The organism is Faecalibacterium langellae (assembly GCF_002549775.1).
In the GTDB taxonomy this organism is placed as follows: Bacteria; Bacillota; Clostridia; order Oscillospirales; family Ruminococcaceae; genus Faecalibacterium; species Faecalibacterium langellae.
This window is the reverse complement of the sequence record NZ_NMTR01000004.1, coordinates 67,595-90,474: the sequence shown is the minus strand read 5'-3', so window position 1 is coordinate 90,474 and position 22,880 is coordinate 67,595. Positions and strand designations below refer to the sequence as shown.

At 53.6% G+C, this 22,880-nt stretch carries 27 protein-coding genes; 6 read left to right on the top strand and 21 right to left on the bottom strand.

The features are described from left to right. Positions 1-15: 15 nt before the first annotated feature. From CGS49_RS01755 to CGS49_RS01720, 9 genes are all read right to left on the bottom strand, one after another. Complete coding sequence (locus CGS49_RS01755; RefSeq protein WP_097800230.1) at positions 16-735, bottom strand: DUF554 domain-containing protein; 720 nt, start codon at positions 733-735, stop codon at positions 16-18. Positions 736-752: 17 nt separating this feature from the next. Beyond that, complete coding sequence (locus CGS49_RS01750) at positions 753-1,277, bottom strand: peptide-methionine (S)-S-oxide reductase (RefSeq protein ID WP_227621720.1); 525 nt, start codon at positions 1,275-1,277, stop codon at positions 753-755. Positions 1,278-1,332: 55 nt separating this feature from the next. Then, positions 1,333-1,692, bottom strand: a complete 360-nt coding sequence (locus CGS49_RS01745) for a GNAT family N-acetyltransferase (RefSeq protein ID WP_242975307.1) — start codon at positions 1,690-1,692, stop codon at positions 1,333-1,335. Positions 1,693-1,870: 178 nt separating this feature from the next. Next, complete coding sequence (locus CGS49_RS14100) at positions 1,871-2,041, bottom strand: hypothetical protein (RefSeq protein ID WP_172678648.1); 171 nt, start codon at positions 2,039-2,041, stop codon at positions 1,871-1,873. Positions 2,042-2,084: 43 nt separating this feature from the next. Continuing rightward, positions 2,085-2,657, bottom strand: coding sequence for a YczE/YyaS/YitT family protein (locus tag CGS49_RS01740; protein WP_343215851.1), 573 nt, complete (start codon positions 2,655-2,657; stop codon positions 2,085-2,087). A 275-nt stretch (positions 2,658-2,932) separates the two neighbouring features. Next, positions 2,933-4,621: an adenine deaminase gene (ade, locus tag CGS49_RS01735; RefSeq protein ID WP_430407813.1), complete on the bottom strand. Its 1,689-nt coding sequence runs from the start codon at positions 4,619-4,621 to the stop codon at positions 2,933-2,935. Positions 4,622-4,843: 222 nt separating this feature from the next. After that, positions 4,844-5,878: an alcohol dehydrogenase gene (locus CGS49_RS01730; protein WP_097785050.1), complete on the bottom strand. Its 1,035-nt coding sequence runs from the start codon at positions 5,876-5,878 to the stop codon at positions 4,844-4,846. Between the two features lie 69 nt (positions 5,879-5,947). Next, the gene (locus tag CGS49_RS01725; RefSeq protein WP_097800226.1) at positions 5,948-6,418 is read right to left on the bottom strand and encodes a GNAT family N-acetyltransferase; all 471 of its coding nucleotides are present in this window, start codon (positions 6,416-6,418) and stop codon (positions 5,948-5,950) included. Between the two features lie 219 nt (positions 6,419-6,637). Further along, complete coding sequence (locus tag CGS49_RS01720; RefSeq protein ID WP_097800225.1) at positions 6,638-7,102, bottom strand: Hsp20/alpha crystallin family protein; 465 nt, start codon at positions 7,100-7,102, stop codon at positions 6,638-6,640. 575 nt (positions 7,103-7,677) lie between these two features. Here CGS49_RS01720 and CGS49_RS01715 point away from each other — a divergent pair. From CGS49_RS01715 to CGS49_RS01705, 3 genes are all read left to right on the top strand, one after another. Continuing rightward, on the top strand, positions 7,678-8,127 hold the full coding sequence (locus tag CGS49_RS01715; RefSeq protein WP_097800224.1) for a MarR family winged helix-turn-helix transcriptional regulator: 450 nt from the start codon (positions 7,678-7,680) through the stop codon (positions 8,125-8,127). Further along, positions 8,117-8,794 carry a hypothetical protein gene (locus tag CGS49_RS01710; protein WP_097800223.1) on the top strand — a complete coding sequence of 226 codons (678 nt, stop codon included), beginning with the start codon at positions 8,117-8,119 and terminating at the stop codon, positions 8,792-8,794. Before CGS49_RS01715 ends, CGS49_RS01710 begins: the two co-directional genes overlap by 11 nt. 227 nt (positions 8,795-9,021) lie before the next feature. Further along, a complete protein-coding gene (locus tag CGS49_RS01705; protein WP_097800222.1) occupies positions 9,022-9,438 on the top strand; it encodes a DUF2871 domain-containing protein in 417 nt (138 codons plus the stop codon). 260 nt (positions 9,439-9,698) lie between these two features. Here CGS49_RS01705 and CGS49_RS01695 read toward each other — a convergent pair whose 3' ends face one another. The 3 genes from CGS49_RS01695 to CGS49_RS01685 form a co-directional block, all read right to left on the bottom strand. Beyond that, positions 9,699-10,499, bottom strand: coding sequence for an ADP-ribosylglycohydrolase family protein (locus CGS49_RS01695; RefSeq protein WP_097800221.1), 801 nt, complete (start codon positions 10,497-10,499; stop codon positions 9,699-9,701). A 14-nt stretch (positions 10,500-10,513) separates the two neighbouring features. After that, on the bottom strand, positions 10,514-11,173 hold the full coding sequence (locus CGS49_RS01690; protein ID WP_097800220.1) for a vWA domain-containing protein: 660 nt from the start codon (positions 11,171-11,173) through the stop codon (positions 10,514-10,516). 91 nt (positions 11,174-11,264) lie between these two features. Continuing rightward, positions 11,265-12,296: a macro domain-containing protein gene (locus CGS49_RS01685; protein WP_097800219.1), complete on the bottom strand. Its 1,032-nt coding sequence runs from the start codon at positions 12,294-12,296 to the stop codon at positions 11,265-11,267. A gap of 114 nt (positions 12,297-12,410) precedes the next feature. On the opposite strand from CGS49_RS01685, the gene CGS49_RS01680 reads away from it, so the two are divergent. Together CGS49_RS01680 and CGS49_RS01675 are read left to right on the top strand one after the other, a co-directional pair. Further along, complete coding sequence (locus tag CGS49_RS01680; protein WP_343215850.1) at positions 12,411-13,292, top strand: DUF5131 family protein; 882 nt, start codon at positions 12,411-12,413, stop codon at positions 13,290-13,292. 14 nt (positions 13,293-13,306) lie between these two features. Next, positions 13,307-13,612, top strand: a complete 306-nt coding sequence (locus CGS49_RS01675) for an alpha/beta hydrolase (RefSeq protein WP_242975306.1) — start codon at positions 13,307-13,309, stop codon at positions 13,610-13,612. An 80-nt stretch (positions 13,613-13,692) separates the two neighbouring features. On the opposite strand, the gene CGS49_RS01670 is transcribed toward CGS49_RS01675, so the two are convergent. From CGS49_RS01670 to CGS49_RS01630, 9 genes are all read right to left on the bottom strand, one after another. Beyond that, the gene (locus tag CGS49_RS01670) at positions 13,693-14,145 is read right to left on the bottom strand and encodes an aminoacyl-tRNA hydrolase (RefSeq protein ID WP_097800218.1); all 453 of its coding nucleotides are present in this window, start codon (positions 14,143-14,145) and stop codon (positions 13,693-13,695) included. 12 nt (positions 14,146-14,157) lie between these two features. Continuing rightward, the gene (locus tag CGS49_RS01665) at positions 14,158-14,745 is read right to left on the bottom strand and encodes a pentapeptide repeat-containing protein (protein ID WP_097800217.1); all 588 of its coding nucleotides are present in this window, start codon (positions 14,743-14,745) and stop codon (positions 14,158-14,160) included. Between the two features lie 87 nt (positions 14,746-14,832). Further along, positions 14,833-15,609: an HAD hydrolase family protein gene (locus CGS49_RS01660; RefSeq protein ID WP_097800216.1), complete on the bottom strand. Its 777-nt coding sequence runs from the start codon at positions 15,607-15,609 to the stop codon at positions 14,833-14,835. Further along, positions 15,594-16,055, bottom strand: coding sequence for a 2-thiouracil desulfurase family protein (locus CGS49_RS01655; RefSeq protein ID WP_097800215.1), 462 nt, complete (start codon positions 16,053-16,055; stop codon positions 15,594-15,596). Before CGS49_RS01655 ends, CGS49_RS01660 begins: the two co-directional genes overlap by 16 nt. An 86-nt stretch (positions 16,056-16,141) precedes the next feature. Next, positions 16,142-16,441: a helix-turn-helix domain-containing protein gene (locus tag CGS49_RS01650; RefSeq protein WP_097800214.1), complete on the bottom strand. Its 300-nt coding sequence runs from the start codon at positions 16,439-16,441 to the stop codon at positions 16,142-16,144. Between the two features lie 280 nt (positions 16,442-16,721). Next, on the bottom strand, positions 16,722-17,000 hold the full coding sequence (locus tag CGS49_RS01645; RefSeq protein WP_097800213.1) for a helix-turn-helix domain-containing protein: 279 nt from the start codon (positions 16,998-17,000) through the stop codon (positions 16,722-16,724). A gap of 664 nt (positions 17,001-17,664) precedes the next feature. Then, positions 17,665-19,590 carry a bilirubin reductase, long form gene (gene bilR, locus CGS49_RS01640; RefSeq protein ID WP_097800212.1) on the bottom strand — a complete coding sequence of 642 codons (1,926 nt, stop codon included), beginning with the start codon at positions 19,588-19,590 and terminating at the stop codon, positions 17,665-17,667. Between the two features lie 30 nt (positions 19,591-19,620). Then, complete coding sequence (locus tag CGS49_RS01635) at positions 19,621-20,376, bottom strand: alpha/beta hydrolase family protein (RefSeq protein ID WP_097800211.1); 756 nt, start codon at positions 20,374-20,376, stop codon at positions 19,621-19,623. A gap of 3 nt (positions 20,377-20,379) precedes the next feature. Further along, positions 20,380-21,768 (bottom strand): MFS transporter, encoded by a 1,389-nt coding sequence (locus CGS49_RS01630; protein WP_097800210.1) that lies wholly within the window; start codon positions 21,766-21,768, stop codon positions 20,380-20,382. 219 nt (positions 21,769-21,987) lie between these two features. Between CGS49_RS01630 and CGS49_RS01625 the strand changes: the two genes are divergently transcribed. Further along, positions 21,988-22,818, top strand: a complete 831-nt coding sequence (locus CGS49_RS01625; protein ID WP_242975304.1) for a helix-turn-helix domain-containing protein — start codon at positions 21,988-21,990, stop codon at positions 22,816-22,818. Positions 22,819-22,880: the final 62 nt, after the last annotated feature.

Genomic DNA, 22,880 nt, shown 5'->3' with positions numbered 1-22,880 from the left:
TCTACAAATTCCGATTCATAAAATCCCCGTCAGCGCCACTGCAACCAGAAGGGACGGCAGCAGGTTTGCCACCTTGATGGTTTTGGGCCACACCAGATTGATGCCCACACAAAAAATCAGAATATTTCCTACCAGCGAGAGATTGTTCAGCACAGCGTCCGTCATAAAGCCAGACAGCACTACCGCAAGAGCCGTCATGGCACCTTGCAGCACTGCCACCGGAATAAATGAAAACACGCAGCCCTTTCCCATGGAGGACGCCATGATGAGCACAATGATAAAGTCCAGAATCGCTTTTGCTACCAGCGTGGAATGGTCGCCGTAGATGCCATCCTGAATGGAGCCGATGACGGCCATGGCCCCGATGCTCACCGTCAGGGATGCTGACACGAAGCCGTTGACGAACTGGTTGTCGCCGTCACTGCCAGTCTTGTGTTTGAGCCACTCGCCAAAGCGTTCAAACTGTGCATCCAGATCAATAAGTTCACCCAGCAGCGCACCCAACGCCAGCGATAGAATCATGACCATAGAGCCACCGGTGCTCAAAGTTCCGTCTGGCCTAACCGTCAGTATCTTGGAGAGCGTTCCCGCCGCTCCCAGAAACACCACGGAAAAGCCCGTAGCTTTGATGATTGTATCCTGATAGCGCTCTTTCAGAAAGCGTTTGAACAGAATACCCAGCACACCGCCTATCACAATGGCCAGCGCATTGATGATCGTTCCCAATCCCCGCATTTTCGTTTTTCCTTTGCTTACTGATTCCTGTATTTGTTTAAGACTTCATCCGGGATATGACAGTAGCTGCAGTCTTCCGGGTACCGCTCCAGATGGTGCTGATGCTCCTCTGCACTCCGGACGTAATTCGTCAGCGGCAGCACTTCCACAACGATTTTATCCCGGTCCTTCCGGCTGTCAATAAAGGCTCTTGCTTCTTCCAGATGCCCGGGATTTGTGCTGTAAAGCCCCGTGCGATACTTTTTTCCAACATCAACGCCCTGTTTGTTCAGGCTGTACGGGTCGATGATTTCAAACAGATGCTCCATAAGCTCTGTAACACTGGTACATTTCTCATCAAAGACCACTTTAACGCACTCTGCGTATCCATCATACGGGCCGTCCAGCGTGTTTGTTGTTCCGTTGGCTCTCCCGGCTTCGGTCGTCCGTACACCGGGCACCGTGTCAAAAAAATGCTGGACGCCCCAAAGGCACCCGCCTGCAATGTATACCGTTTCCATACTCTTGACTTTCCTTCTTTTACTGGTACAGTTTGCATCCATGCTCTGTACTCCTTACGGTTTCCTTGCTAGCTGCAAATCGATCCATCATACCACCTCACAAAAAGTGCTTCCGCACCATTGCAGAGTAATTATCATATTGTTGAAAGCCATATCGCTCATAAAATGGGATCGTTTTAGGATCAGACGGCATAACTTTCACATACAGAAGATTTTGATAGAAACTCATGATCCGTTTCATCAGCTCATCTCCAATGTACTGTCCCTGATAAGCAGGGTCCACCAAAAGATAATGCAAAAATGCGACTGTTTCTCCATCATCAAGCGCGCGAACCAGCCCGACCAGCTTATCACCATCCCACGCAGAAATAACTCGTGTGGAATTGTGCATCGCACGGACAAGTTTTTCGGGATAATTGCCGGATTCCCAGTGAACGGATAAAAACAGTTTCTGCAATTCATCGGCCGTGAAATCTTTTATTTATACTCGATTTCCATGATGCACCCCTTTATAACTTCCACAAACGTGAACTTGTCGGGGCGAGGCCCCTCCATCTTGCTGCCGCAAGACCGTTCTGTCACTTAAAAGCCCCACTGGGGCTTTCATTGTTCTGCTTCGCTCCACAAACGCGAATTTAGTAACGCAAAAGGAAGTATATGACATACACCCAACTAAGTAATCCATGAAAAATCGCCCAACCGACAGACTTCCACGCTGTATAACTAATAACCATAGCTAATGCACTTCCAAAAGTTATTCCTGATTTTACCGTTTTCTTGACATTCGTTGATTTATTATCTTCCATATTTGTTTCCTCCACAAATTCTAAGTTGTAAGTTTCTTTACTATCATATCTTTAAAACTTGTTTTGCTTTCGCATTAACAAATTGGATAATTGGGCCTGAAATGATAACTGTAATAAGCGTGCATACACCAAACTTTCCACCAAACAAAACACCTGTAACAACAACCAAAATATCCAATGCCATTCGGACAAATTTAATCTGCCAGTGATTTTTTTCTGCTAAAGCAAAAGTGACTGCCTCATAGGAGCCTCTACCAAGGGATGCCGACGCATATAGTCCTGTTCCGACAGCAAACAAAACCACTCCTAACAACATAATTAAAAAATTGATCCACTTATAGGTACTGTAAATATGGCAGTTAGCAAACAAATCTACACAGGTACTGTATACAATCTGGTACAACACAGTTCCTATATGAATCTGACTTTTATCGTAAATGAGCGCAAACAAAATCATTCCCAATGCTACAACAAAAGATGCTGTGCCAATGCTTATGTGAAATGTTCTTGCAATCCCCTGCCACAGCACCGCAAGCGTAGCTCCGCCAAATCCAGCATACAGTGCAAGTGTAATTCCATAAGCCGCAATTATAGAACCTATTACAAGGATTGCCAATTTCTTTAGTGTTTTTTTTATTGTTATTTTTCATTGACTTTTAATAATTCACTCCTCGTATAATTTTCTTTGGGTTTAAAGCATACCGTTAGCAACCGCTCTAATTTATTTAATACCAGCAAATTACTCTCATCCACAAATTCCGATTTATCAAATAAGAATTTCCGTCAATTTTTCACTTGACGAGACTTGATTCTAAGAGTAGGAACAAAATATTCTGCTGCCGGAGACGGACCATTCAGGTCGGTCTCCGGCAGTATTTTTGTTATCGCCTATTAAAAAACAGCCGGAACGATTTTCTGCTGCGTTACATCGACGATGCCATAGGTGTTCAGTCTGAGTCTGGGAATGACCGGAAGGCTGACGAAGGCGAGGGTCATAAAGATGCCGATGTCTTCCGCTACACCATGTGCCTTGAGGGCATCGTTCAGCGCCTGCATTTTCGCCGCAACGCTCTCTGCGCTTTCGGTGCTCATCAATCCGGCCACCGGAAGCGCAAGTTCTGCCACGACCTGTCCATCTGCCACAAACGCAAGTCCGCCTTTGTTTTTCCGCACAGTGTTGCCGGCCAGCATCATATCGGTATCGTTGTCCCCTGCCACGATCAGGTTATGGGAATCATGAGCGATGCTCGATGCAACGGCTCCGCATTTCAGGCTGAAGTTTCCTAAAAAGCCAATGCCCACATGGCCGGAGTGATGATGCCGCTCAAAAACGGCCAGTTTTACGATGTTGTGTTCCGGGTCCACACCGGGAGCCTTGCCCGGATGCCGCTGGAACGGGATGATTTTTTCCTCCGTAAGCAGCTCGCCCCGGTTCAGGCAGATGACACGCTCCTGCTCCCCGCTTTCCCGAAGTTCCAGATCCTGCAGCGTGATTTCCTCCAGATCAAAGGAATCCATAACGTGGGAAAATCTCACACGGTCGATGTCAAGCGATGCGGGTTTCAGCGTTTTTCCGTGCTCGGCCACCAGCGTGCCATTCTTGTAAACCTGCTCGACCGTAAAGGATTCCACATCCGATACTACAATGAGGTCGGCAGCATACCCCGGTGCCACGGCACCGTGCTGCTTGAACCCAAAATACTGTGCCGGAACCAGCGTCGCCATTTTGACGGCCACTGCCGGGTCTGCGCCCAGCCGGATTGCTTTACGGATGTTGGAATCGATGTGTCCGCTGTCCAGCAGGTCACCGGGGTGCTTATCATCCGTCACCAGCATGCAGCGGCTGCAATAAGGCTCCCGGAACAGCGGCATCAGAGCCTCCATATTTTTGGCAGCCGTTCCTTCCCGGATCATGATATATTGTCCGAGCCGGAATTTTTCCATGGCTTCCTCAATGTTGGAGCACTCGTGATCAGACTGAACGCCTGCCGCAATATAAGCATTTAGGTCTTTAGCGCTCAAAAGCGGTGCATGGCCATCCACGATCTTTCCCGCTTCGGTGCAGTCGCGGATCTTCTGCAGGATCTTCGGGTCACAGCGCACCGTTCCGTAGGCATTCATCAGTTCCGCAAGCCCCAGCACGCGGGGATTGCCGTAGTAAGGCCGCAGCTGTTCTGCGTTCAGCACCGCACCGGATTCATCCAGATCCGTGGCCGGAACACAGGAGGGCAGCATGAAATAAACCGAAAGGGTCAGATTTTTTGTCGTTTCCAGCATAAAATCCAAGCCTTCCAGCCCCGCAACGTTCGAGATCTCGTGTGGGTCTGTGACCACCGCAGTGGTACCGTGGGGCAGCACTGCCTGCTCGAAAGCCGGACCACAGAGCATGGAGCTTTCGATGTGGATATGCCCATCAATCAGGCCCGGACAGACATATTTGCCGTGCAGATCAACTTCTTTCCGGCCGTGATACATGCCCACGCCCACGATCGAATTTCCGCTGATGGCAATGTCAGCGGTGTCGATCTCATCGGTAAACACATTGACAATTCTGGCATTTTTCAAAACCAGATCAGCCAAAGCATCTCCTCTGCCTGCCGAGATCCGGCGTTTCAGCTCATCAGACTGCATAGAAATATCTCCTCTCTCTGAAGTTCGATTTTCTCACCTGTGGATTGGTTCTGCCCTTATTCTACCACGCCTTGCCGCTGCGGAAAAGATGCCAGGAACAAAAATGGCCCCGGAGGGCTTGTTACAGCTCTCCGGGGCCGCTTTATGTGCGTTGTGCCTTGGCGCAGACCGTCAGCACTCCACTGCCACCTTGATCACGCCGTCCCGTTTCTTTTCAAACAGCTCGTAGCCCTCTGCGATCCGGCGCAGGGGGTAGGTGTGGGTGATGAGCGGTTCGGTATCGATCTTGCCTTCTGCGATGAGACGCAGCGTTTCTTCACAATCGCAGCCGTCCACGCCGCCGGTCTTAAAGGTGAGGTTTTTGCCGTACATTTCCGGCAGCGGCAGGGTCTGTGCCTTATCGTACAGTGCCACCACCGTCACAACGGCGTTGGGCCGTGCACACTCCCATGCCAGCCGGAAGGTGGAGTCTGCCCCTGCCACCTCCAGCACCACATCGGCCCCGCCGTGGTCGCTGTGGGCACGCACAAAGGCGGCGCAGTCCTCCGGCTGCACGGTGAGCACCTGCGGGTAGTGCCGACGGATGAACTGCAGGCGGCTTGCGTCCTTTTCACAGACGATGATGCGCTTGGGGCTGTGCAGCATGACGCACAGCAGCGTGCAGATGCCAGTCGGCCCTGCACCGAGGATCAGCACGGTATCCTCGGGGGTGATCTCCGAAATGCGTGCCGCCCAAAAGCCGGTGGCCAGCACATCGCCCACCAGCAGCGCCTGCCGATCGGTAACGCCGTCCGGGATCTTGTTCAGCCCCTGATCCGCAAAGGGCACCCGGACATACTCCGCCTGCCCGCCGTCGATGCGGCAGCCCAGCGCCCAGCCGCCGTTTTGATCGGTGCAGTTGTTCACAAAGCCTTTTTTGCAGAAAAAGCACTCTCCACAGAAGGTCTCCACGTTCACCGTCACCCGGTCGCCGGGTTTCACATTGGTCACCGCACTGCCCACTTCTTCTACGATGCCCACCATCTCGTGCCCTACCGTGATGCCGGGCACCGCCCGGGGCACGCTGCCGTGCTTGATGTGCAGATCGCTGGAGCAGATGCTGGCAAGGGTCACCTTTACAATGGCGTCCCTCTCGTGCTGCAGCACCGGCTTTGGTTTTTCCATCAGGGCAAACGTCCCCTTTGAAACATAGGTATAGGTCAGCATGCTTTTTTCCTCCATGCGCTTTGATCTTTCCGAACGGAGTATACCGCAAAAGTCAGCCGCTCACCCGGCTCACAGGATATACTCCATCTGCCGTTCCTTTGTCTTCATGCCCATTTTTTCGTAGAAGTGCTCTGCCGAGGTGTTCCCTGCCCAGACGTTCAGCGTCACCTCGTAGCAGCCTTGCTCTTTTGCCTGCTGCTTTACATATTCAAACAGGCTTTCTCCGATGTGCTGTCCCCGTGCCTGCTGGTCAACGCACAAATCGTCGATGAACAATGACTTAAAGGGTACCATATTCGTAGAAAATGGCTGCTCCTGCATTTGACAGAAAGCGTAGCCCATACACACATCGCCCTCGTTCACGGCAACGTAGATGGGTCTGTCCTCCTGCTTCAAAAGCTCTGCCAGCTCGCGGACGGTGTATTTGGTGGTGCCGGGAATAAAAACATCGGGACGGATTTCTGCGTGGATCTGCAATACCTGCCCCAGCAGCGCAAGAAGTCTGGGAATATCTTTTTCCTCTGCCTTACGGATTCTCATTTTACGTTTCCTCAAAGCTTTCTCCGGGCCGCTCGTTTTCCTGCGGCGGCTCCGAATTCCATAGTGAAGTACCTCCATAAATTCTGAGTTGCTGTTCTCAGTATACCATGGTTTTCCCTTGCGGAAAAGATAGCGAAACAAAAATGCCCCCGGAGGGCTTGTTGCAGCTCTCCGGGGGCATCCCTATATACGTTATGCCTTGGCGCACACGACCGGCATTTACTCGATCTCGATCAGATTCGAGTTCTCAGGCAAAGCCTTCGTCTGCTTAGAGCTGGGCAGCTCGATGTGCAGGACGCCATCCTCGAACTTTGCGTGGATGTCTTCCTTCTTCACATCGCCCACGTAGAAACTGCGCGCGCAGGTGCCGGAGAAGGATTCGCGCCGCAGATAGCGGCCCTTCTTATCCTTTTCATCGTTGCTGTGACTGCGCACTGCCTGAATGGTCAGGTAGCCGTCGTTCAGATCCATCTGAACGTCTTCCTTCTTGCAGCCCGGCAGATCAACCGCTACTTCGTAGCCGTTGTCCGTCTGTTTGACATCGGTCTTCATCATGTTTGCACCGCGCTTACCAAAGGTATCACGAGCCTCACGGTTCATCATACGTTCCAGTGCAGCGTCATTCCAGAACGGATCGAAGAAATCATCGAACAGGTTTTCATGGAAAACAGTCGGCATAAGCATAAATCATTCCTCCAATCCCGGCGTTCGGGTCGGGGCAAAAACATTTTCGCTTGTCGGGGCAAAGCCCCTCCATCTTGCTGACGCAAGACCGCTCGGTCGCTTAAACGCCCCACCGGGGCGTTTATTGCTTCGCAAACGCGAAAGCGTCATTCAGAAGGGCTTTCCGGGGAGCCTAGCGGCTCTCCTTTTGCCCTTCCTCCTGAGCACGCCACTGTTATAGCACCGTTTTTTAGCAGTGTCAACATAAGAGCGCTAAAATTCATAAAAGAATAATACTTTTATAAAATCCTATGCAATCTTTTCAAAATTCAGTCGCATCATCGTGTTTTTATCATTTCTGCCGGTACATCGGCGTAGACAGATATTTCCCACCGCTCTCCGGGGTCGCTGTTTTTTATTCTTTGTTCACTGTGTTGACGTGGCAGAAAAGGCTCCGCAGGGCAATGAGTCCTATTTTCCGGTCAAGAACATCGTCGGAAGAAATTTCCTCTTGACAAAGCGGCGGGGATAGCATATAATGCAATCGTTCTAAATAGAACCGTTCTAAATAGAACAATACATCACAGGAGGTATCTATGAACTTTTGGGATCATCACAAAGCCATTACCTGCTACTATGAGCTGCTGATGTCATCCGTATGTCAGAAATACCAGCTCCGACAGATGGAGTATGATATTCTGATGTTTTTACACCATAACCCTCAGTACCATACCGCTGCAGATATTGTACGGGTGCGCAATTCCACCAAGTCTCATGTCTCCACCTCACTGAAAGTGCTGGAGGAGCGGGGACTGATCGAAAAAAAGGTCGCCGACGGGAACAAAAAGCATATCGATGTCTATCTGTCCGCGTCGGCTCAGCCGATCATCGCTGAAGGGCTTGAGGCTCAGCGGCAGTTTGCCAGAGATATGCTTCAGGGACTCTCAGAGTCTCAGATCGCAGCTTGTAAACAGGCATTCCAGAAGATATGCGACAACGCAGAAGAATGCCTCAAAATGAAAGGAATGGCACATCATGAATCATAAAACCTATCAGCCCAAAATGCCCGACCTGATGGAGGCGGTGTTCGATGCCGCCTATCTGATCTTTGATCTCATCGCAGGCATCCTCTTTTTCACGATGGCTCAGGGCCGCAGCCTTTTTATCCTATATGGCATTCTGACCCTGACCCTCTGCGGCGGTGACGCCTTCCATCTGGTACCCCGGATCATCCGGGCCGTGCGAGGCAGCAGCGACCGGATCAAAAAGCAGCTCGGCATCGGGCTGCAGGTCTCTTCCATCACCATGACGGTATTCTATATCATCCTGCTGTATGTCTGGAAGGCCACCTTCCCTCAGCTTCAGGCTCCTGTAGCTGTGGAAGTCCTGATCTGGCTGTCTGCCATCCTGCGCATCCTGATCTGCCTGCTGCCCCAGAACAACTGGTGTACCGATGAGGGCAACCCCACCCTGTCCATCCTGCGCAACGCGGTGTTTGCCCTTACCGGCCTCGGCGTCATCATCCTGTACGCCATCTCCGGCAACACCGGCGACTACCATATGACCCGGATGGTGGCAGCCATCCTCATCTCCTTCGGCTGCTACCTGCCTGTGACCCTTTTCAGTAAGACCAAGCCCAAAGTGGGCCTGCTGATGATCCCCAAGACCTGCTCCTATATGTGGATCATCGCCATGGGTCTGCAGCTTCTGTGACTGTGTTACAGAAGAAATAAATGCGGATCGTTATTATATGATCAGCAAGATACTCTTTAACTTCAAACGCCATTCAACCGGCAGAATAGAGAAAACGGTATTCTAACACCGGTCTGGGGGCGTCGCTGCAGCTGGCAGGCATTCTGTTCGGTGCAAGCTTCGGCAGGGCGGTGGCCGCTGCTCAGAACGACAAAACAATGATTGAAAATGAAAAAGGAGCAATGACGATGAAACGCTATCTCAATACCTCTCTGGTGTACGCCATCCTCGCCATGGTGGGCGGGGTGTTCTACCGTGAGTTCACCAAGTTCAACGGCTTTACCGGCAAGACCACCCTTGCAGTGGTGCACACCCACTACTTTCTGCTGGGAATGCTGTTCTTCCTGCTGCTTCTCCTGCTGGAAAAGAGCTTTGCCTTTACCACCGCCAAGACCGGCAAAGCGATCCTGACCTATCAGGTCGGTCTGAACATCACCGCCGTGATGATGGTGGTGCGCGGCGTGGCACAGGTACTGGGCACCGAGTTTTCCAAGGGGACCAATGCTGCGATCTCCGGCATTGCCGGCATCGGGCACATCCTGCTGGGCGTCAGCATGGTGCTGGTGTTGCTGCAGCTCAAGCGCAGCGTCCCGGAAAGCCGGTAAGGGACTGCCCCGAAATAAGAAAAAGGGAGTTCTGTCACGGATGAATGTCCGGGTAGAACTCCCTTTGCGTTTACCGCTTGATAAAGATGTTCCATACCGTTCTCTCCTTTTCCCAAAAAATTCGATATACTCTCTGGGTTCAGTATATCGGATTTTTCAGGCCGATGCAAGACGCCCTCCATCGAGTCTTATTAAAAACCAAGGAGCAGATACTTCACATCACGAGTGTGTTGTATCTGCTCCTTGGTTCTCCGAATGTCTTATCTCTGGCCGATGTTCCACCGAAACAGCTCATATCCTTCCCGGATATCCTCCGGCAGACGTTTCAAAGTCTCGTCCCGCAGTTCCTGCGGCATCTCGTAAAAAGCTTCGGCAATGCCGCCGGTGATGCAGGCAAGGGTGTCGCTGTCGCCGCCCAGAGAGACCGCATTGCGAAGTGCATCCTCAAAACTGACGCTTTCCAGAAATGCAATGATGGCTTCCGGCACAGTTTCCTGACAGGTTTCCACATGATGATAGGTCGGGCGTATCACATCGCAGGTGCGGTTCAGGTCATAGCCGAAGGTCTGCTCCACATATTGTTTGATTTCCGGCTTGCTGTAGCCGGTACGGGCCAGAAAAATTGCTGCCGCCGTGGCCTGCGCACCTTTAATGCCCTCCGGGTGGTTGTGGGTGACTTCAGCGGTCACTTTTGCCATTTCCAGCGTTTTGTCCAGCGTATCGAACAGCCAGCCCGCTGCTGACACCCGCATAGCCGAGCCGTTGCCGAAACTGCCATAGGGCTTCGGATTTTCTGTGTGCAGCCACCGACGGAACATCCCGCCGTAACCGGCATGAGGGTATGTTTCTCCCCAAATGCGCAGCTCGCTCTTTGTTTCTTCAAATGTTCTCTCCGGGATGCCCTTACCTGCAATCAATCCCCGTGCCACCGCAACGGTCATGACCGTATCATCGGTGAAGTGCGATTTCTCGCTCAGCAGCGGAAAATCCTTGTGCTTGTAATTGTTGTGGTCAAATTCATAGGGACTGCCCACGATGTCACCCAAGATTGCTCCTAACATGGCTGTTTCCTCCCTTACCTATGATGCCGCTTCTGGAAATCAGCTTCGATTTGTTCTTTCCACTCTGCGCCGATGGACGCGCAGCAGGGTGCTTCCCGCATCCGGGAGACTGTCTCGCTGACAACGTGGTAGTTGACCGCCACGCCCTGTGCGTCATTCTCAAACCGCACAGCCCGGTCGGACGAGATGCCGAAGCGGGCAGCTTCCTTCACGGCGTCCATGTTAGCACCGAGGAACAGGAACTCCCAGCCGTACTGCTCTTTTTCCCGCTCGATCATCCGGCGGATCTTCTCATAGCTAAACCGTTTGCTGGCGTTTTCCAGCCCGTCCGTGGTAATGACAAAGATGACCTTTTCGGCACGCTCACTCTCCGGCAGATGGCGCTGAATGTTCACTATCTTCTCCACGCCGTAACCAATGGCATCCAGCAGGGCCGTGCAGCCCCGGACGTAATAGTCCTTTTCGGTCAGCGGCGCAACAGCCTTCAGCGGAAAACGGTCGTGCAGCAGCTGCACCTCATGGTCGAACAGGATCGTGGTCACATTGGCCTCGCCCTCCTGCTCCTTCTGCCGGGTCAGCATAGCATTGAACCCGCCGATGGTGTCCTGCTCCAGCCCGCCCATGGAACCGCTGCGGTCCAGAATGAAAACAAGCTCGGTAAGATTTTTCTTCATAATAAATGCCCTCCGTTTTGTGGTGTATCGCTTTCGTTGGCAAAAGGATACCACAAACCGGAGGGCAAAAGGTCAACGGGCAGGCGACAAATCACGCGCCCAGCTGTTCCTGATCGTATTTAAACAATAGCGTATTGACCTGATTGATGTTATAGATTTTGTGTTCCAGACAGTACCGCACGATCCAGTCCCGCTTGGAGCCATCCGAAAAGGCATAGCCCGCGCTCTTGAGCAGGTCGATGGTTTCGTCCTCGGAAAGGTGCAGCCCCACCGCAAAGGCAAGCACGGTCTTCTTTTTGGGGTTGTAGTCCCGGTTGCACTGGATTTTGGAAAAATGCTGCCGGGAAATATTGGACTGCTTGTACACGGTGGAATCCTTCAGCCCGCGCTCGTCTATAAGCCGCAGCAGCCGGGTGGTGAAGCTCTCGCCGAGGTTGTCCATCAGGCTTTCCAGACTGCGGGCCGCCATGGGTGCCGCGGCGGGTGCCGGAACTGCCCCCAGCATCGGCAAGGAGGCATCTTCTTCCAGCAGCCTTCGCCGTTCTGACAATTCCCTGCGCCGACGGCCAAATCCGTAGCTTTCATCGTTCTGTGCTACATAGTGGTCGTCGATGTACTCCTCCACCGAGGCGAACAGCTTCCGGCTCACGGCCAGCGAATCCCGGTCGTAAAGCACCAGATACACGGTCAGGTCGTGCTCCATGACGTACTGTGTGATGGTGTCCACCGCAATGCGGAAGGCCTGCTCTTTCGGGTAGCCATAGTTTCCGCTGGACAGCAGCGGGAAAGCCACGCTTTCGCAGTGGTACTCTGCGGCTAATTCCAATGCGGAGTGGTAGGCACCGGCTAATTGTTCAACTTCGCCGAACCCGCCGCCGTGCCACGCCGGGCAGACTGCATGGAAAACGTACTTTGCCGACAGCCCGAATGCCGGGGTACACACGGCCCTGCCCAACTCGCAACGGCCGATGGCTTCACAGGCGGCGGTCAACTCCTGCTCCCCTGCCGCCTGATAGATGGCGCGGCTGGTGCCGCTGCCCTGCAAAAGGTTCCGGTTGGCCGGGTTGACAATGGCATCCGCTGCCACTTTGGTGATGTCGTTGCGGATCATCAGAAACGGCATGGTAGTTCCTCCCTCACATGGTTTTCTTCATCCTATCACATCCGGCAGGGCGGTGCAAGGGGTACTCTTGTTTCCTGTCCGCGCAGCTATTATAATAATAGGTACCGAAAGAAGGTGAGCTTCCTGCACGACATCTGGAATCCATGGCACGGCTGCGTCAAGTGCAGCGAGGGCTGCCAGAACTGCTACATGTATTTTCTTGACCGGATGCGGGACCAGAACGGGGCCGAAATTTACAAAACAAAAAACGGCTTTTCCTACCCGCTCCAGAAAGACCGCACCGGACACTATAAGATTCAGAGCGGCGAGCAGATCCGGGTCTGCATGACCTCGGATTTCTTCTTGGAAGAAGCCGACCCGTGGCGGGCTGAGGCGTGGGACATCATGCGCCAGCGCAGCGATGTGGTGTTTTTCCTGCTCACCAAGCGTCCGCAGCGGGTGCGGGAGTGCCTGCCGCCGGACTGGGGCAGCGGATGGGACAACATCTTTTTCAACGTCACCTGCGAAAACCAGCGCCGCGCCGATGAGCGCATCCCCATCCTGTTTGACCTGCCCTTCAAACATAAGGGCATCATGTGCGCGCCCTTCATCGGGCCAGTAAGCATCCGGCAGTACCTTGCCGCCGGGCAGATCGAACAGGTCATCTGCGGCGGCGAAAACTATGATGGTGCCCGCCCCTGCAATTTTGATTGGGTCAAGTCTCTCCGGCAGGAATGCGTGGATGCCAATGTGACCTTCTGCTTTATCGAGACCGGCACCGTGTTCATCAAGGACGGCAGGCGCTACCACCTGCCAAACAAGCAGCTGCAAAGCCGGATGGCCTATAAGTCCGGTATGAACTTTCAGGGAAGGCCCATCCATTTTGACCTCGTGGACGACTGGGGCTACCCTATCCCACAAGAGGATTTATATGTGCCGCATTTCCGCGCAAACTGCGAGACCTGTGGCAGCAAACTGATCTGCAACGGCTGCAGTGACTGTGGAAAATGCTTATAAAATAAAGGAGTTCTATGAAGAACCAGAAGAAAAAATCGTTTCCCCGCAGGTTTTCCCTCTGCCTGCTGGCTGTTTTGCTGGCCGTCTGCATTGCATTCGGCATTTATGTCAGCGAGGACGGCGTGCTGAACCGTGAGAAGTACGAAGCCGACCGTGCAAACCTCCCGCAGGACACCACTGAAACGGTCATTGACGGCGGCTGTCACGCCGGGTTCGGCAGTTACGGTGCGCAGAAGGGTGACGGCACACCCGCCATTTCCGCCGAGGAGCAGCAGCAGCAAACAGCGGATGCACTGGCGGCGTGGATGAATCTTCAATAAAAAGCAAAATATCCCGACCATTTTCCTGTATGTCACAGGAGAATGGCCGGGACTTTCTTTCGTATTCCGTAAATCAGGAATCAATACAAATGAAATTTATGGCTGATCTGATGTGCAATTTCATCCGGCAGCGGGCGGAAACCGATGCAGGTCAGGGTCATACCCTCGCCGTTTTCATCAAATTCTTCCGGCTCCAGCTCGGTGTGGCAGGCATCCCGGATGAGGAAGAAGTCTTTGTTTTCCACAAGGCCCAATTCCTCGGCAATTATTTTTGCTTTCAGCAGCTGATTGCGGTTCTTCGCCCCGCAGATCGTTTTGGTAAAAGAGCCATCGAACCACTCTTCGTAAGTTGCCTTATCCAACATGATTTCTGCCCGATAGCCGGTAATTTCTCCGTCTTTCTCGATAGGTTCCACGCCCTGTCCCATGCCGATGGGGTCGGTGAGGAACGCCAGCGAAGCGTGGCAGCACTGCGCCGCCAGCTTACCGGGAGACATCTGCAGATCTTTTCGTGCAATGATGAGTTGACGCATTTTTTCTCCTTCTTACGACAGTTTGATCTTCAAATCTGCCAGCAGATTCACCGCTTCCGGCAGGGAAAACTTTGCATCCTTCAGGCGGCTGCCCAGAATGTCCACCTTATAGCCTGTAGCATCCCGGAAATCCGCCTTGCGCAGATCACACTGGTAGAATTCCGTTTCGTGAAGTTCCACGCCCTTGAAATTCGCCAGCTGCATCTCGCATTTGGCAAACATTGAGCCGACAATTTCGTTGCCGTTTGAAAAATCAAAGCGGTTGAAGTTCATTTCGGTAAAGGTATTGTATTTCAGGCTGCAATCCTTCAGGGTGTGGATGGGGTCCGGGAAGGCACCATTGGACAGCAGCGGTGCCCACTCGATCTCCTGCAGGCGGCAGTCCTCAAAATCCAGCGACTGCACCGAAGAATGAGTGCTGCGCAGACCTGTGATCTCACACCGCACGAATTTGCACTCATTCAGCGTGGTATGATCCAGTTCGCATTTGGTAAAGGAGCAATCCACAAACACACAGTCGGTAAAGTCGCAGTCCTCAAAAGTCTCCTCGGTGAACGACAGGTCAGCAAACCGTTCACCTTCACAATAACGCTCTGTCATAAAATTCTCCTGTCAGCGCAGTTCTTCCAACAAGGCCGTGCAGCTTGTATCGTATCATTTCAAATTTGGAACGTGCGCGTTCCAAATTTACGCTTGCTTCAAGAACTCCCGCAGCACATCCTCTGGGCGGGGTGTATGATTCGGGTACTTTTCCCGCAGCGGTGCGGCGGCACCATCCATAATGTAGGGCACACCCACAATGTCCAGCATCGACACATCGTTATAATTGTCGCCAAAAGCCATCACATCGGCAAGGTCGATGTCCAGAGTTTTGCAGATGCTGCTCACACCAATGCCCTTGTTGGCAAAGGTGGTGTCGATCCAGTACGGCCCTGCCACAGCGCAGTTCGCCTCTTTCCATCGTGGGACAAACCGTTCCGTGTAAGATTCTACGCCTTCGTGCAGATACACCGATACTTTTGTGATCTCCTCCGGCACCTCGGAAGGGTCATGGATGATTTGATAATTGTTCCCGATGAACTGAATACGCTTGAGCATTCCCAGACCCCGCTCCATCAGGTATGCAGTATTCTGGCCGGAAAGCATCACTTCGCCCTGCCCGTCGCTGCGGGTCCACAGGTCGTTGGCGATTTCTTCGGCCAATGCACGCGGCATCGGATTCTTGGCGATGCACTGTTCGTCCTTATAGATCACGCCGCCGTTTTCGCAGAGAAACACACAGCAGTCCGCCACCGGTGCAAAGAGCTTGCGCAGGCTGGTATACTGCCGGCCGGATGCCGGGCAGAACAAAATACCGCGCCGATGCAGCTCCCGTATCTGTTCAAAGATCTCGCCTTCCAGCTCTTTCCTGCCGTATTGCAGCAGCGTACCGTCAATATCGCTGCAAATCAGTCTGATTGACATTTTCCGTCCTCATTTTTCAAGATAATTTTAGGCAATTCCCCGGCATCCAGAACACGGATGCCTTCGTCCATCAGCATCTTGGCAAAAACACCCTGTCCGGGAATCTTTGTCCCGGAAAACGTTCCATCGTAAATTTCCTTCACGCCGCAGCTGGGGCTGCGGGATTGCAGGATGGCAAGCTCCACCCCATTTTCTTTTGCGATGGCAAGGGCCTTGGCTGCGCCCGCTCGGAACTCCCGGTCCACATTGATGCCCTCTTTGTTCGTGACAACGCCCTGCATGATTTCCGCCGGGCACCGCGGTGTGGGCAGGCCGCCCAGCACCTCCGGGCAGACCGGAACCACCTGATGCCCCCGCGCAAAATCACAGACCGCCTGATTGTAATTGTTTCCGCCGCTGTATTTGCAGTTTTCGCCCAGCAGGCAGGCGCTGACCAGAATCTTCATTGTTGCGCGCTCCGTTTTTCAGATACTGAATCTTTTCCCTATTCTACCACGCTTTTGGGCATTGAAAAAGAGGATTCTGCTTTTTCCTATCCCCATACCGGGAGGTCCGCCGTAATCTTTTCTAATTCCTGTGCAAGAAACGTCAGTCTTTCCCTCAGATGGTTGTTATGCGGTGCATCTTCGTTCAGCAGATAGTCCGTTCTGACATTCAGGCAGGACGAAAGATCCTGCAGCAACTCAATCGAGCAGCAGCGGCTTCCCGTTTCAACTTTTGCAAGATGGTTCGCACTAACGTTCAGCATTATACTCAACTGTTCCTGTGTAATCCCCTTCTTTTTCCGCAAATCGCGGATACGTCCGCCGAATTCTTTTGCATCAAATCGCATTGTTCAATCCTTTCCTTTGCGCCGAAAACACAAACAGGCCGAGACTCCTTTTCCGAGTCCCGGCCTGTTTTCAGCTTGAAAATGCACAATGACCGCGACTCGATGGAGCTGCTCTTGTGAGCAGCTCACGGAGTATTATCAGCCTTTCATGCATTTCAGGCAATTTTCCCTCTTGCGCAACTGAAACTTGCGCCATGGCGATATTATAGCAAGTGTTTTCATCACTGTAAAGCACTAAAACATACTGTTTCAGCAACAAAACCGCTCATTTTTCTGCGATTTACTCTGACGGCTGCAATTTTTTCTTGAGGTCATCCAGCATCTTGCAAACCAATGTACTGTTTTCAGAACAACCTTTCAGCAGGAAATCACTGCTGACTCCCATTGCATCCGACAGGCGTCCCAAGTGGTCTACACCCAAATTGCGCTGTCCTTTTTCCAATGCTCGAAGCTGCTGCACTGAAATTTCAGCTTCTGCTGCAAGCCGTTCCTGCGTCCAGCTTTTTTCGAGGCGGCTTCCGCGGATTCTGTTGCCGACTTGCACTTTGTCATAACTCATATTCGGTCGTCCTTTCTGCTGCTACACAGCGGTTTGGGCGGAGGAACTGGGTTTTGTTTGCAATCCTCCCTGCGATAAAGATGCTTTCTCCTTTTCCGCATACCAGGATAATGCATGCGGATTCAAATTCGACTTTATTTCACAAAAGCGAATTTGCTCATAAATTACCACAGAGTATTTTTTCCGTCAGGTCCTTTTTTGCGGCGGAACGTGACAAATTCACACAACAAACTCATAAGAATGAATATCTGCACTCGAATTACACATATTTCACTATAAACTCGTTTCAAAAACATCAATATGTCTTAGTTTGCAGCGCAAACATATCAAATTTTCCACGTTTTTCACAGGTCTCATTTTCACGATTCCACGCAAAAAATTAAACACTACCAGCGTTTAACAAACGCATATAGTGTGCCTGCTCATTTTATCCATCCCATTTATACACAGTTCCGAACCAAAAGAACCGCATAAAGTTCTCATCAAAAAGGGGCTGTTGCAAAATAAAAACGCGATAGCAACTTGCACAAAGAAATAGCATAAAATTAGAAATCCGGAACTCTTTTTGAGCCGTTTTGGCCCTGAAAAGGTTCCGGATTTTGTGCATTATTTTTTCAGAGAGCTATTTTGCAACAGTCCCACAAATAAAACCATATTTTCCGCTTTACAGCTGGCAGGCGGTATCGTAGCCGGTGCGGATGGCGTTGGAGATGTCCGCTGCCTTACCGGCGGCATCGCCGACGGCATATACCGGGATACCGGCAGCTTCCAGTTCGGCAGCGTCAAACACGTTGGAACGTGCGCCCATGGCCAGCACGATGTGATCGCAGGGGATGGTCACCTCTGCGCCGTCCTTGTTCTCGCAGACGACGGCGTCCATGCGGAACTCCTTGACCTTGTGGCTGGGGTACTGCTCCACGCCGTAGGTCTTATAGTTTTCCAGCAGGGTGGGCAGAATGGTGGTGCTCTCGCCTGCGGCGATCTTGTCCATCATCTCGATAACGGACACCTTGCAGCCGCGGGCAGCCAGATACTCTGCGGTCTCGCAGCCCACCATGCCGCCGCCGATGACGGCAACCGTGCCGTACACCTGCTGCTCACCGGCCAGAACCTTCCATGCATCGGCCACGTTCACGCTGTCAATGCCGGGGATGCGGGGTGCAGCGCTGTGTGCGCCCACAGCATTGATGACGGCCTCGAAACCGGCGTCCTTCAGCTGCTCTGCAGTGCGGGTCTGACCCATGCACAGGTGCACACCTGCGTTGCAGACAGCATGGATCAGATCCTGTGCGGCACGGCGCATCTCCTCCTTGCGGGGAGGTACGCAGGCAATGTTCAGCTGACCGCCCAGAGTGGTGGTCTTTTCAAACAGGGTCACGTCATGGCCGCGCAGCGCTGCCACACGGGCGGCTTCCAGACCGGCAGGGCCGCCGCCGAGGACGGCGATCTTCTTTTTCTGCGCTGCGGGCTGGATGCTGCGGGTGTTCTCGTAGCCGTTCTCCGCGTTCAGCACGCAGGAGAGGAACTGACGGTTCTGGATGGCATCGGTGCAGCCCTTGTTGCAGCTGATGCAGCGGCGGATATCGCAGGCCTTGCCGGCAGCAATCTTTGCGCCCCAATCGGGGTCTGCCAGCAGCGGACGGCCCATGGCAACGATATCGGCCATGCCGCTCTCGATGACACGCGCAGCCATGTCGGCGTCCACGATACGACCCACGGCGCTGACCGGCACATTGACGGCCTTTTTGATGTCCCCGGCGATTTTGACGAAGAAGCCGTAGGGCTGCACGCCCATGGGAGGAATGGTGTCGGCCATGTTGCCGGTGTGGTTGGCCTGCGCAACGTGGAGCATATCCACGCCGTCCTCTACCAGCCACTGGGCAAACTGCACGGCGTCGGCTTCGTCAATGCCGCCCTTGCCGCGCTGCGGGGTGACGATGGACAGCTTGTAGTCGATGACCATATCCGGCACAGCCTTGCGGATGGCGCGGGTCAGCATGCGGGCAAAGCGGACGCGGTTCTCCAGACTGCCGCCGAACTTATCGGTGCGGTGGTTCATGCGGGTGGAGCACAGGCAGCCGTTCAGGCGGTCGCCGTGGATCTGGATCACGTCCACACCGGCCTTCTGGGCACGCACTGCGCAGGCGCACATCTTATCGATGATGGCCATGAGCATCTCCTCGCTGACCTCATCGGTGAAGAACATCATGTCGTGATGCAGGCGCTGACGCATTTCGTCAAACTTCTTCTGCATGAACAGGCTGTTGATGGCGTCCACGTCGTACTCCGGGTGGAAGAGCTGGACGCCCAGCTTGGTGCCGTAGGCGTGTACGCTGTCGGCCAGTGCCTTGAAGGCAGGGATCTGGCTGTCGTCAAACAGCTTGGGGGTGGGAGAAAAGCTGTTGATGGGTGCCACATCGCCCAGAACGATGTAGCCCACGCCGCCCTTTGCCAGACGGGTGTAGAAGCCCATGTCCTGCTCACTGATCATGCCGTTTTTCTCGTAGCCGGTGGTCAGCGGGGGGAACATGATGCGGTTTTTAAAGGTCTGTCCGCCCACCTCGATGGGCTGCAGAATTACGTTTTGCATATAAAAGCCTCCTTGCAGATATGCTTTGCTTTACAGATTTGCTTTGATGAATGCTGCGGTCTTTTCCTCCACGGCGGCACGGGCTGCCAGCGTGGCAAAGTTGTGGCCGCCGCCTGCAATGGTGTCCACCTCGGGTGCGGTGTACACCTGTGCGTAACGGCTGCAGGTGCCCTCGTCCACCAGACGGTCATCGTCGGCGCGCAGCAGCAGCACCGGGCCGTTGTAGCCCTTGGCCTCGGTAAAGGGGTCGGGGTGCTTGGCCATCTCGTAGTTAAAGGCCATCTTGTAGCACAGACCCTCCATGTCGGTGTAGTCCTTGCCGGTCTGCACAACGCCGTCGGCGCGCTGTGCGCAGCCAAACCACATCCCGGCGCCCGGGCACAGCAAAATCAGGCCGTGGGGCTGGATGACCGGTGCGCAGGAGGCGGCAATGTAGCCGCCCATGCTCTGGCCGGAGAGGAACAGCTTTTCGCTGTCCACATAGGGCTGCTCAGCGGCCCATGCAAAGATATCCTGTGCATCGGTGTGCAGGCCGTCGAAGCTCATATCCTCGAACTCGCCGTCGCTCTCGCCGTTGCCGTAGAAATCGAACCGGGCGCTGCCGATGCCCTGCGCTGCCAGAGCGCGGGACAGGTGGGTGTACATGGACTTGTAGCCGCTGCAGCTGCCGGCAAAGCCGTGCAGATGCACCACAAAGGGCACCTTGCCCTCGGTATCGGGCAGGGTCACGATGCCACGCAGGGTGTGGCCATTGCGGTTTTTAAACTGAACCTGTAAGATCTTCATGGTTTACTTGCTCTCCTTTGCGGCGCGGCGAGCCTTCAGCTCGGTCAGCATCTCAGCAGTCTTCTGCTTGGTCAGGGGGTAGACGAAGAACAGGATGGCAACTGCAATGCCGTAGCCCAGGAAGTAGATGCCGGTGTAGCTCTTCCAGATGGCGTTCACAACGCCTGCGGTCTGCACAGCGCCGACGGTCACGTTATAGCCGATGGCACCCAGCACAAAGCTGGACAGGCTGCCGGAAATGGCGCTTGCAAGCTTGCGGAAGAAGGAGTAGGTGGAGTAAACGATGCCCTCGTTGCGCTCACCGGTCTGCAGCTCATGGTAGTCGATGGCGTCGTTGACCATAGCCCAGATCAGCACCTGCATACCGGAAGCGCCCAGATAGCAGATACCGTTGATGACGATGAAGGCCACAGGGTTGTGGACGGGGAAGAAGAACAGGATGCCGAACACGATGGCGGCAAAGCCAGCGCCCATGCAGCACCACTCCTTCTTGCCGAACTTGTTGGCAAGAGGCTGGGTGATGGCAAAGGACAGCACAGCGTACAGCACGCTCAGCATACCGGAAATTGCCTGGATCTTGACGTTGCCGAAGAAGTCCTTGTACAGGTAGGTGTTCAGGCCGTTGACCACGGAAGCACCGATCATGCCGGTCAGGCTGAAGAACATAACGCCCAGCAGAGCCTTGTTGTGAGAGATCTCCTTGAGGACGTGCAGGTAGTTCAGCTTTTCGCCCTGCGGACGCTCGGGCACTTCCACGCGCTCCTTGCACCACACGCAGGTGATCTGCAGGCACAGCAGGCCCAGCAGAGCGCAGATGCAGGCCAGCATCAGGAAGCGGCCGGCCACGGGCTGGTTGTTCACATACAGGAACAGGGGGCCGATCATGACCATGACGGTCATGAAGATGGTGCCGCCAAGGCTGCGGTAGCGGGACAGTGCGGTGCGCTGGCTGACATCATCGGTCATCACGCTGGACAGGGTGCCGAAGGGCACGTTGACGCAGGTGTACAGCGCCTCGTACAGAACGTAGGTGACGAACATGTAGGCCAGACGCAGGCCGTAGTTGATATTGCCCACATTGACAAAGCCAAGGATGCACAGCACTGCCATGGGGAAGGAGAAGGCGCGGATCCACGGGATGAACTTGCCGCCCTTGGTGGCCTTGCGGGAGTCCACGATGGCGCCGATGATGGGGTCGTTCACGGCGTCCCAGATCTTGGTGATCAGCAGCAGGATACCCACGTGGAAGGGGTTGACCTGCAGGATCAGGGTGTAGAAGATCGACAGATACATGGCACGGTACTGCTCGGTGAAGCAGCAGCCCAGATCGCCCAGCGTATAGCCGATCTTGTCCTTCATGGAGAAGGGGCGGACGGTCTTTTTCTGGTCCATTGAGTTTTTATCCTCCTTTTAAAAAACGAATGACACCACGAGACTTTTTTCGCAAGTCTCTTCTCTCTGTCTGCATTATACGTTAATTTTCCATCAATACATATCCAAAAAATGATTGAAAACTATCTTAAATTGATGTATTATGCAATTATAACAGTTGTACTGCTCTGTTGTGTACAACAAACTGTTACGCATGACAGTTTCCAAGGAGGATTTTTTGTGAATTATACAGCAACACGTTATGTTTTTAACGAAAGCGCCGTCCGGGAATACTTTTCGGGTGCTTATTATGACCTGTTTCTCGTCATGCGCGGCAATGGCATCTTCCGCTGTCCCGATGCTGTACTGCCCGCGCAGCAGCAGAACCTGATCATCTTCAAGCCCGGGCGGGGCGGCAGGCTGGAATACCCCGGTGCATACGGCCCGCTGGAGCTTATCCGGGTACAGCTCTCCCCGGAGGCGCTGGCGCTTTTATCGGATGCGGACACCGACCTGGAAAAGAGCTTCAACGTGGTGCCGTTCCATCAGGTAGCCGTCCGCCCGGACAGCCAGATCTATATGCTGCTCAAAAATCTCGCCCGTAAAATGATCGTTCTGCCGCAGGAAAAAACGCAGTTTGGCGCAGCCGTCTTTGAACACGGCATCCTGCAGATGTTTGTTGTGCTGGCGCTGCGCGCCTGCATCCATGCCGAGTTCCATACCGCTGCGGTCAGCCGCCATCACCTGATGCTGGACGAGGTGTTCCTTTTTATCCAGGCCCACCTCACCGAGGAGCTGACACTGGAACGGCTGGAAAAGGAATTTTTTGTTTCCCGGGAGCATATCGCCCGGGAGTTCAAGCGGCAGACCGGGCAGACGGTGCACCGCTACATCGTAAAAGCCCGGCTGGACCGCTGCTGCACCCTGATCGAGCAGGGGCTGCCCATCACCGAGGTCTACAAAACAAGCGGCTTTGGGGGCTACAACCACTTTTTCCGCGCCTTCAAAAAGGAGTACGGCATGACCCCCAAGGCCTATTTCAGCACCACCCGGCAGGATGCACGGGGATAAATCATAGATGCTGTTGCAAAATAGCCCCCACGAAAAAATGAGATAGACTTCCCCAAAAGGGG

Coding starts and splice junctions, on each gene's coding strand:
- CGS49_RS01665 (WP_097800217.1), bottom strand. CDS start 14,745: ATGACAGAGCGTTATTGTGAAGGTGAACGGTTTGCTGACCTGTCGTTC.
- CGS49_RS01635 (WP_097800211.1), bottom strand. CDS start 20,376: ATGAAGATCTTACAGGTTCAGTTTAAAAACCGCAATGGCCACACCCTG.
- CGS49_RS01710 (WP_097800223.1), top strand. CDS start 8,117: ATGAATCATAAAACCTATCAGCCCAAAATGCCCGACCTGATGGAGGCG.
- CGS49_RS14100 (WP_172678648.1), bottom strand. CDS start 2,041: ATGGAAGATAATAAATCAACGAATGTCAAGAAAACGGTAAAATCAGGA.
- CGS49_RS01650 (WP_097800214.1), bottom strand. CDS start 16,441: ATGCGATTTGATGCAAAAGAATTCGGCGGACGTATCCGCGATTTGCGG.
- CGS49_RS01690 (WP_097800220.1), bottom strand. CDS start 11,173: ATGAAGAAAAATCTTACCGAGCTTGTTTTCATTCTGGACCGCAGCGGT.
- CGS49_RS01630 (WP_097800210.1), bottom strand. CDS start 21,768: ATGGACCAGAAAAAGACCGTCCGCCCCTTCTCCATGAAGGACAAGATC.
- CGS49_RS01670 (WP_097800218.1), bottom strand. CDS start 14,145: ATGCGTCAACTCATCATTGCACGAAAAGATCTGCAGATGTCTCCCGGT.
- CGS49_RS01730 (WP_097785050.1), bottom strand. CDS start 5,878: ATGCTGACCTATACCTATGTTTCAAAGGGGACGTTTGCCCTGATGGAA.
- CGS49_RS01685 (WP_097800219.1), bottom strand. CDS start 12,296: ATGCCGTTTCTGATGATCCGCAACGACATCACCAAAGTGGCAGCGGAT.
- CGS49_RS01755 (WP_097800230.1), bottom strand. CDS start 735: ATGCGGGGATTGGGAACGATCATCAATGCGCTGGCCATTGTGATAGGC.
- CGS49_RS01715 (WP_097800224.1), top strand. CDS start 7,678: ATGAACTTTTGGGATCATCACAAAGCCATTACCTGCTACTATGAGCTG.
- CGS49_RS01660 (WP_097800216.1), bottom strand. CDS start 15,609: ATGTCAATCAGACTGATTTGCAGCGATATTGACGGTACGCTGCTGCAA.
- CGS49_RS01725 (WP_097800226.1), bottom strand. CDS start 6,418: ATGAGAATCCGTAAGGCAGAGGAAAAAGATATTCCCAGACTTCTTGCG.
- CGS49_RS01705 (WP_097800222.1), top strand. CDS start 9,022: ATGAAACGCTATCTCAATACCTCTCTGGTGTACGCCATCCTCGCCATG.
- CGS49_RS01750 (WP_227621720.1), bottom strand. CDS start 1,277: ATGGATGCAAACTGTACCAGTAAAAGAAGGAAAGTCAAGAGTATGGAA.
- bilR (WP_097800212.1), bottom strand. CDS start 19,590: ATGCAAAACGTAATTCTGCAGCCCATCGAGGTGGGCGGACAGACCTTT.
- CGS49_RS01645 (WP_097800213.1), bottom strand. CDS start 17,000: ATGAGTTATGACAAAGTGCAAGTCGGCAACAGAATCCGCGGAAGCCGC.
- CGS49_RS01655 (WP_097800215.1), bottom strand. CDS start 16,055: ATGAAGATTCTGGTCAGCGCCTGCCTGCTGGGCGAAAACTGCAAATAC.
- CGS49_RS01695 (WP_097800221.1), bottom strand. CDS start 10,499: ATGTTAGGAGCAATCTTGGGTGACATCGTGGGCAGTCCCTATGAATTT.
- CGS49_RS01720 (WP_097800225.1), bottom strand. CDS start 7,102: ATGCTTATGCCGACTGTTTTCCATGAAAACCTGTTCGATGATTTCTTC.
- CGS49_RS01675 (WP_242975306.1), top strand. CDS start 13,307: ATGAAGAACCAGAAGAAAAAATCGTTTCCCCGCAGGTTTTCCCTCTGC.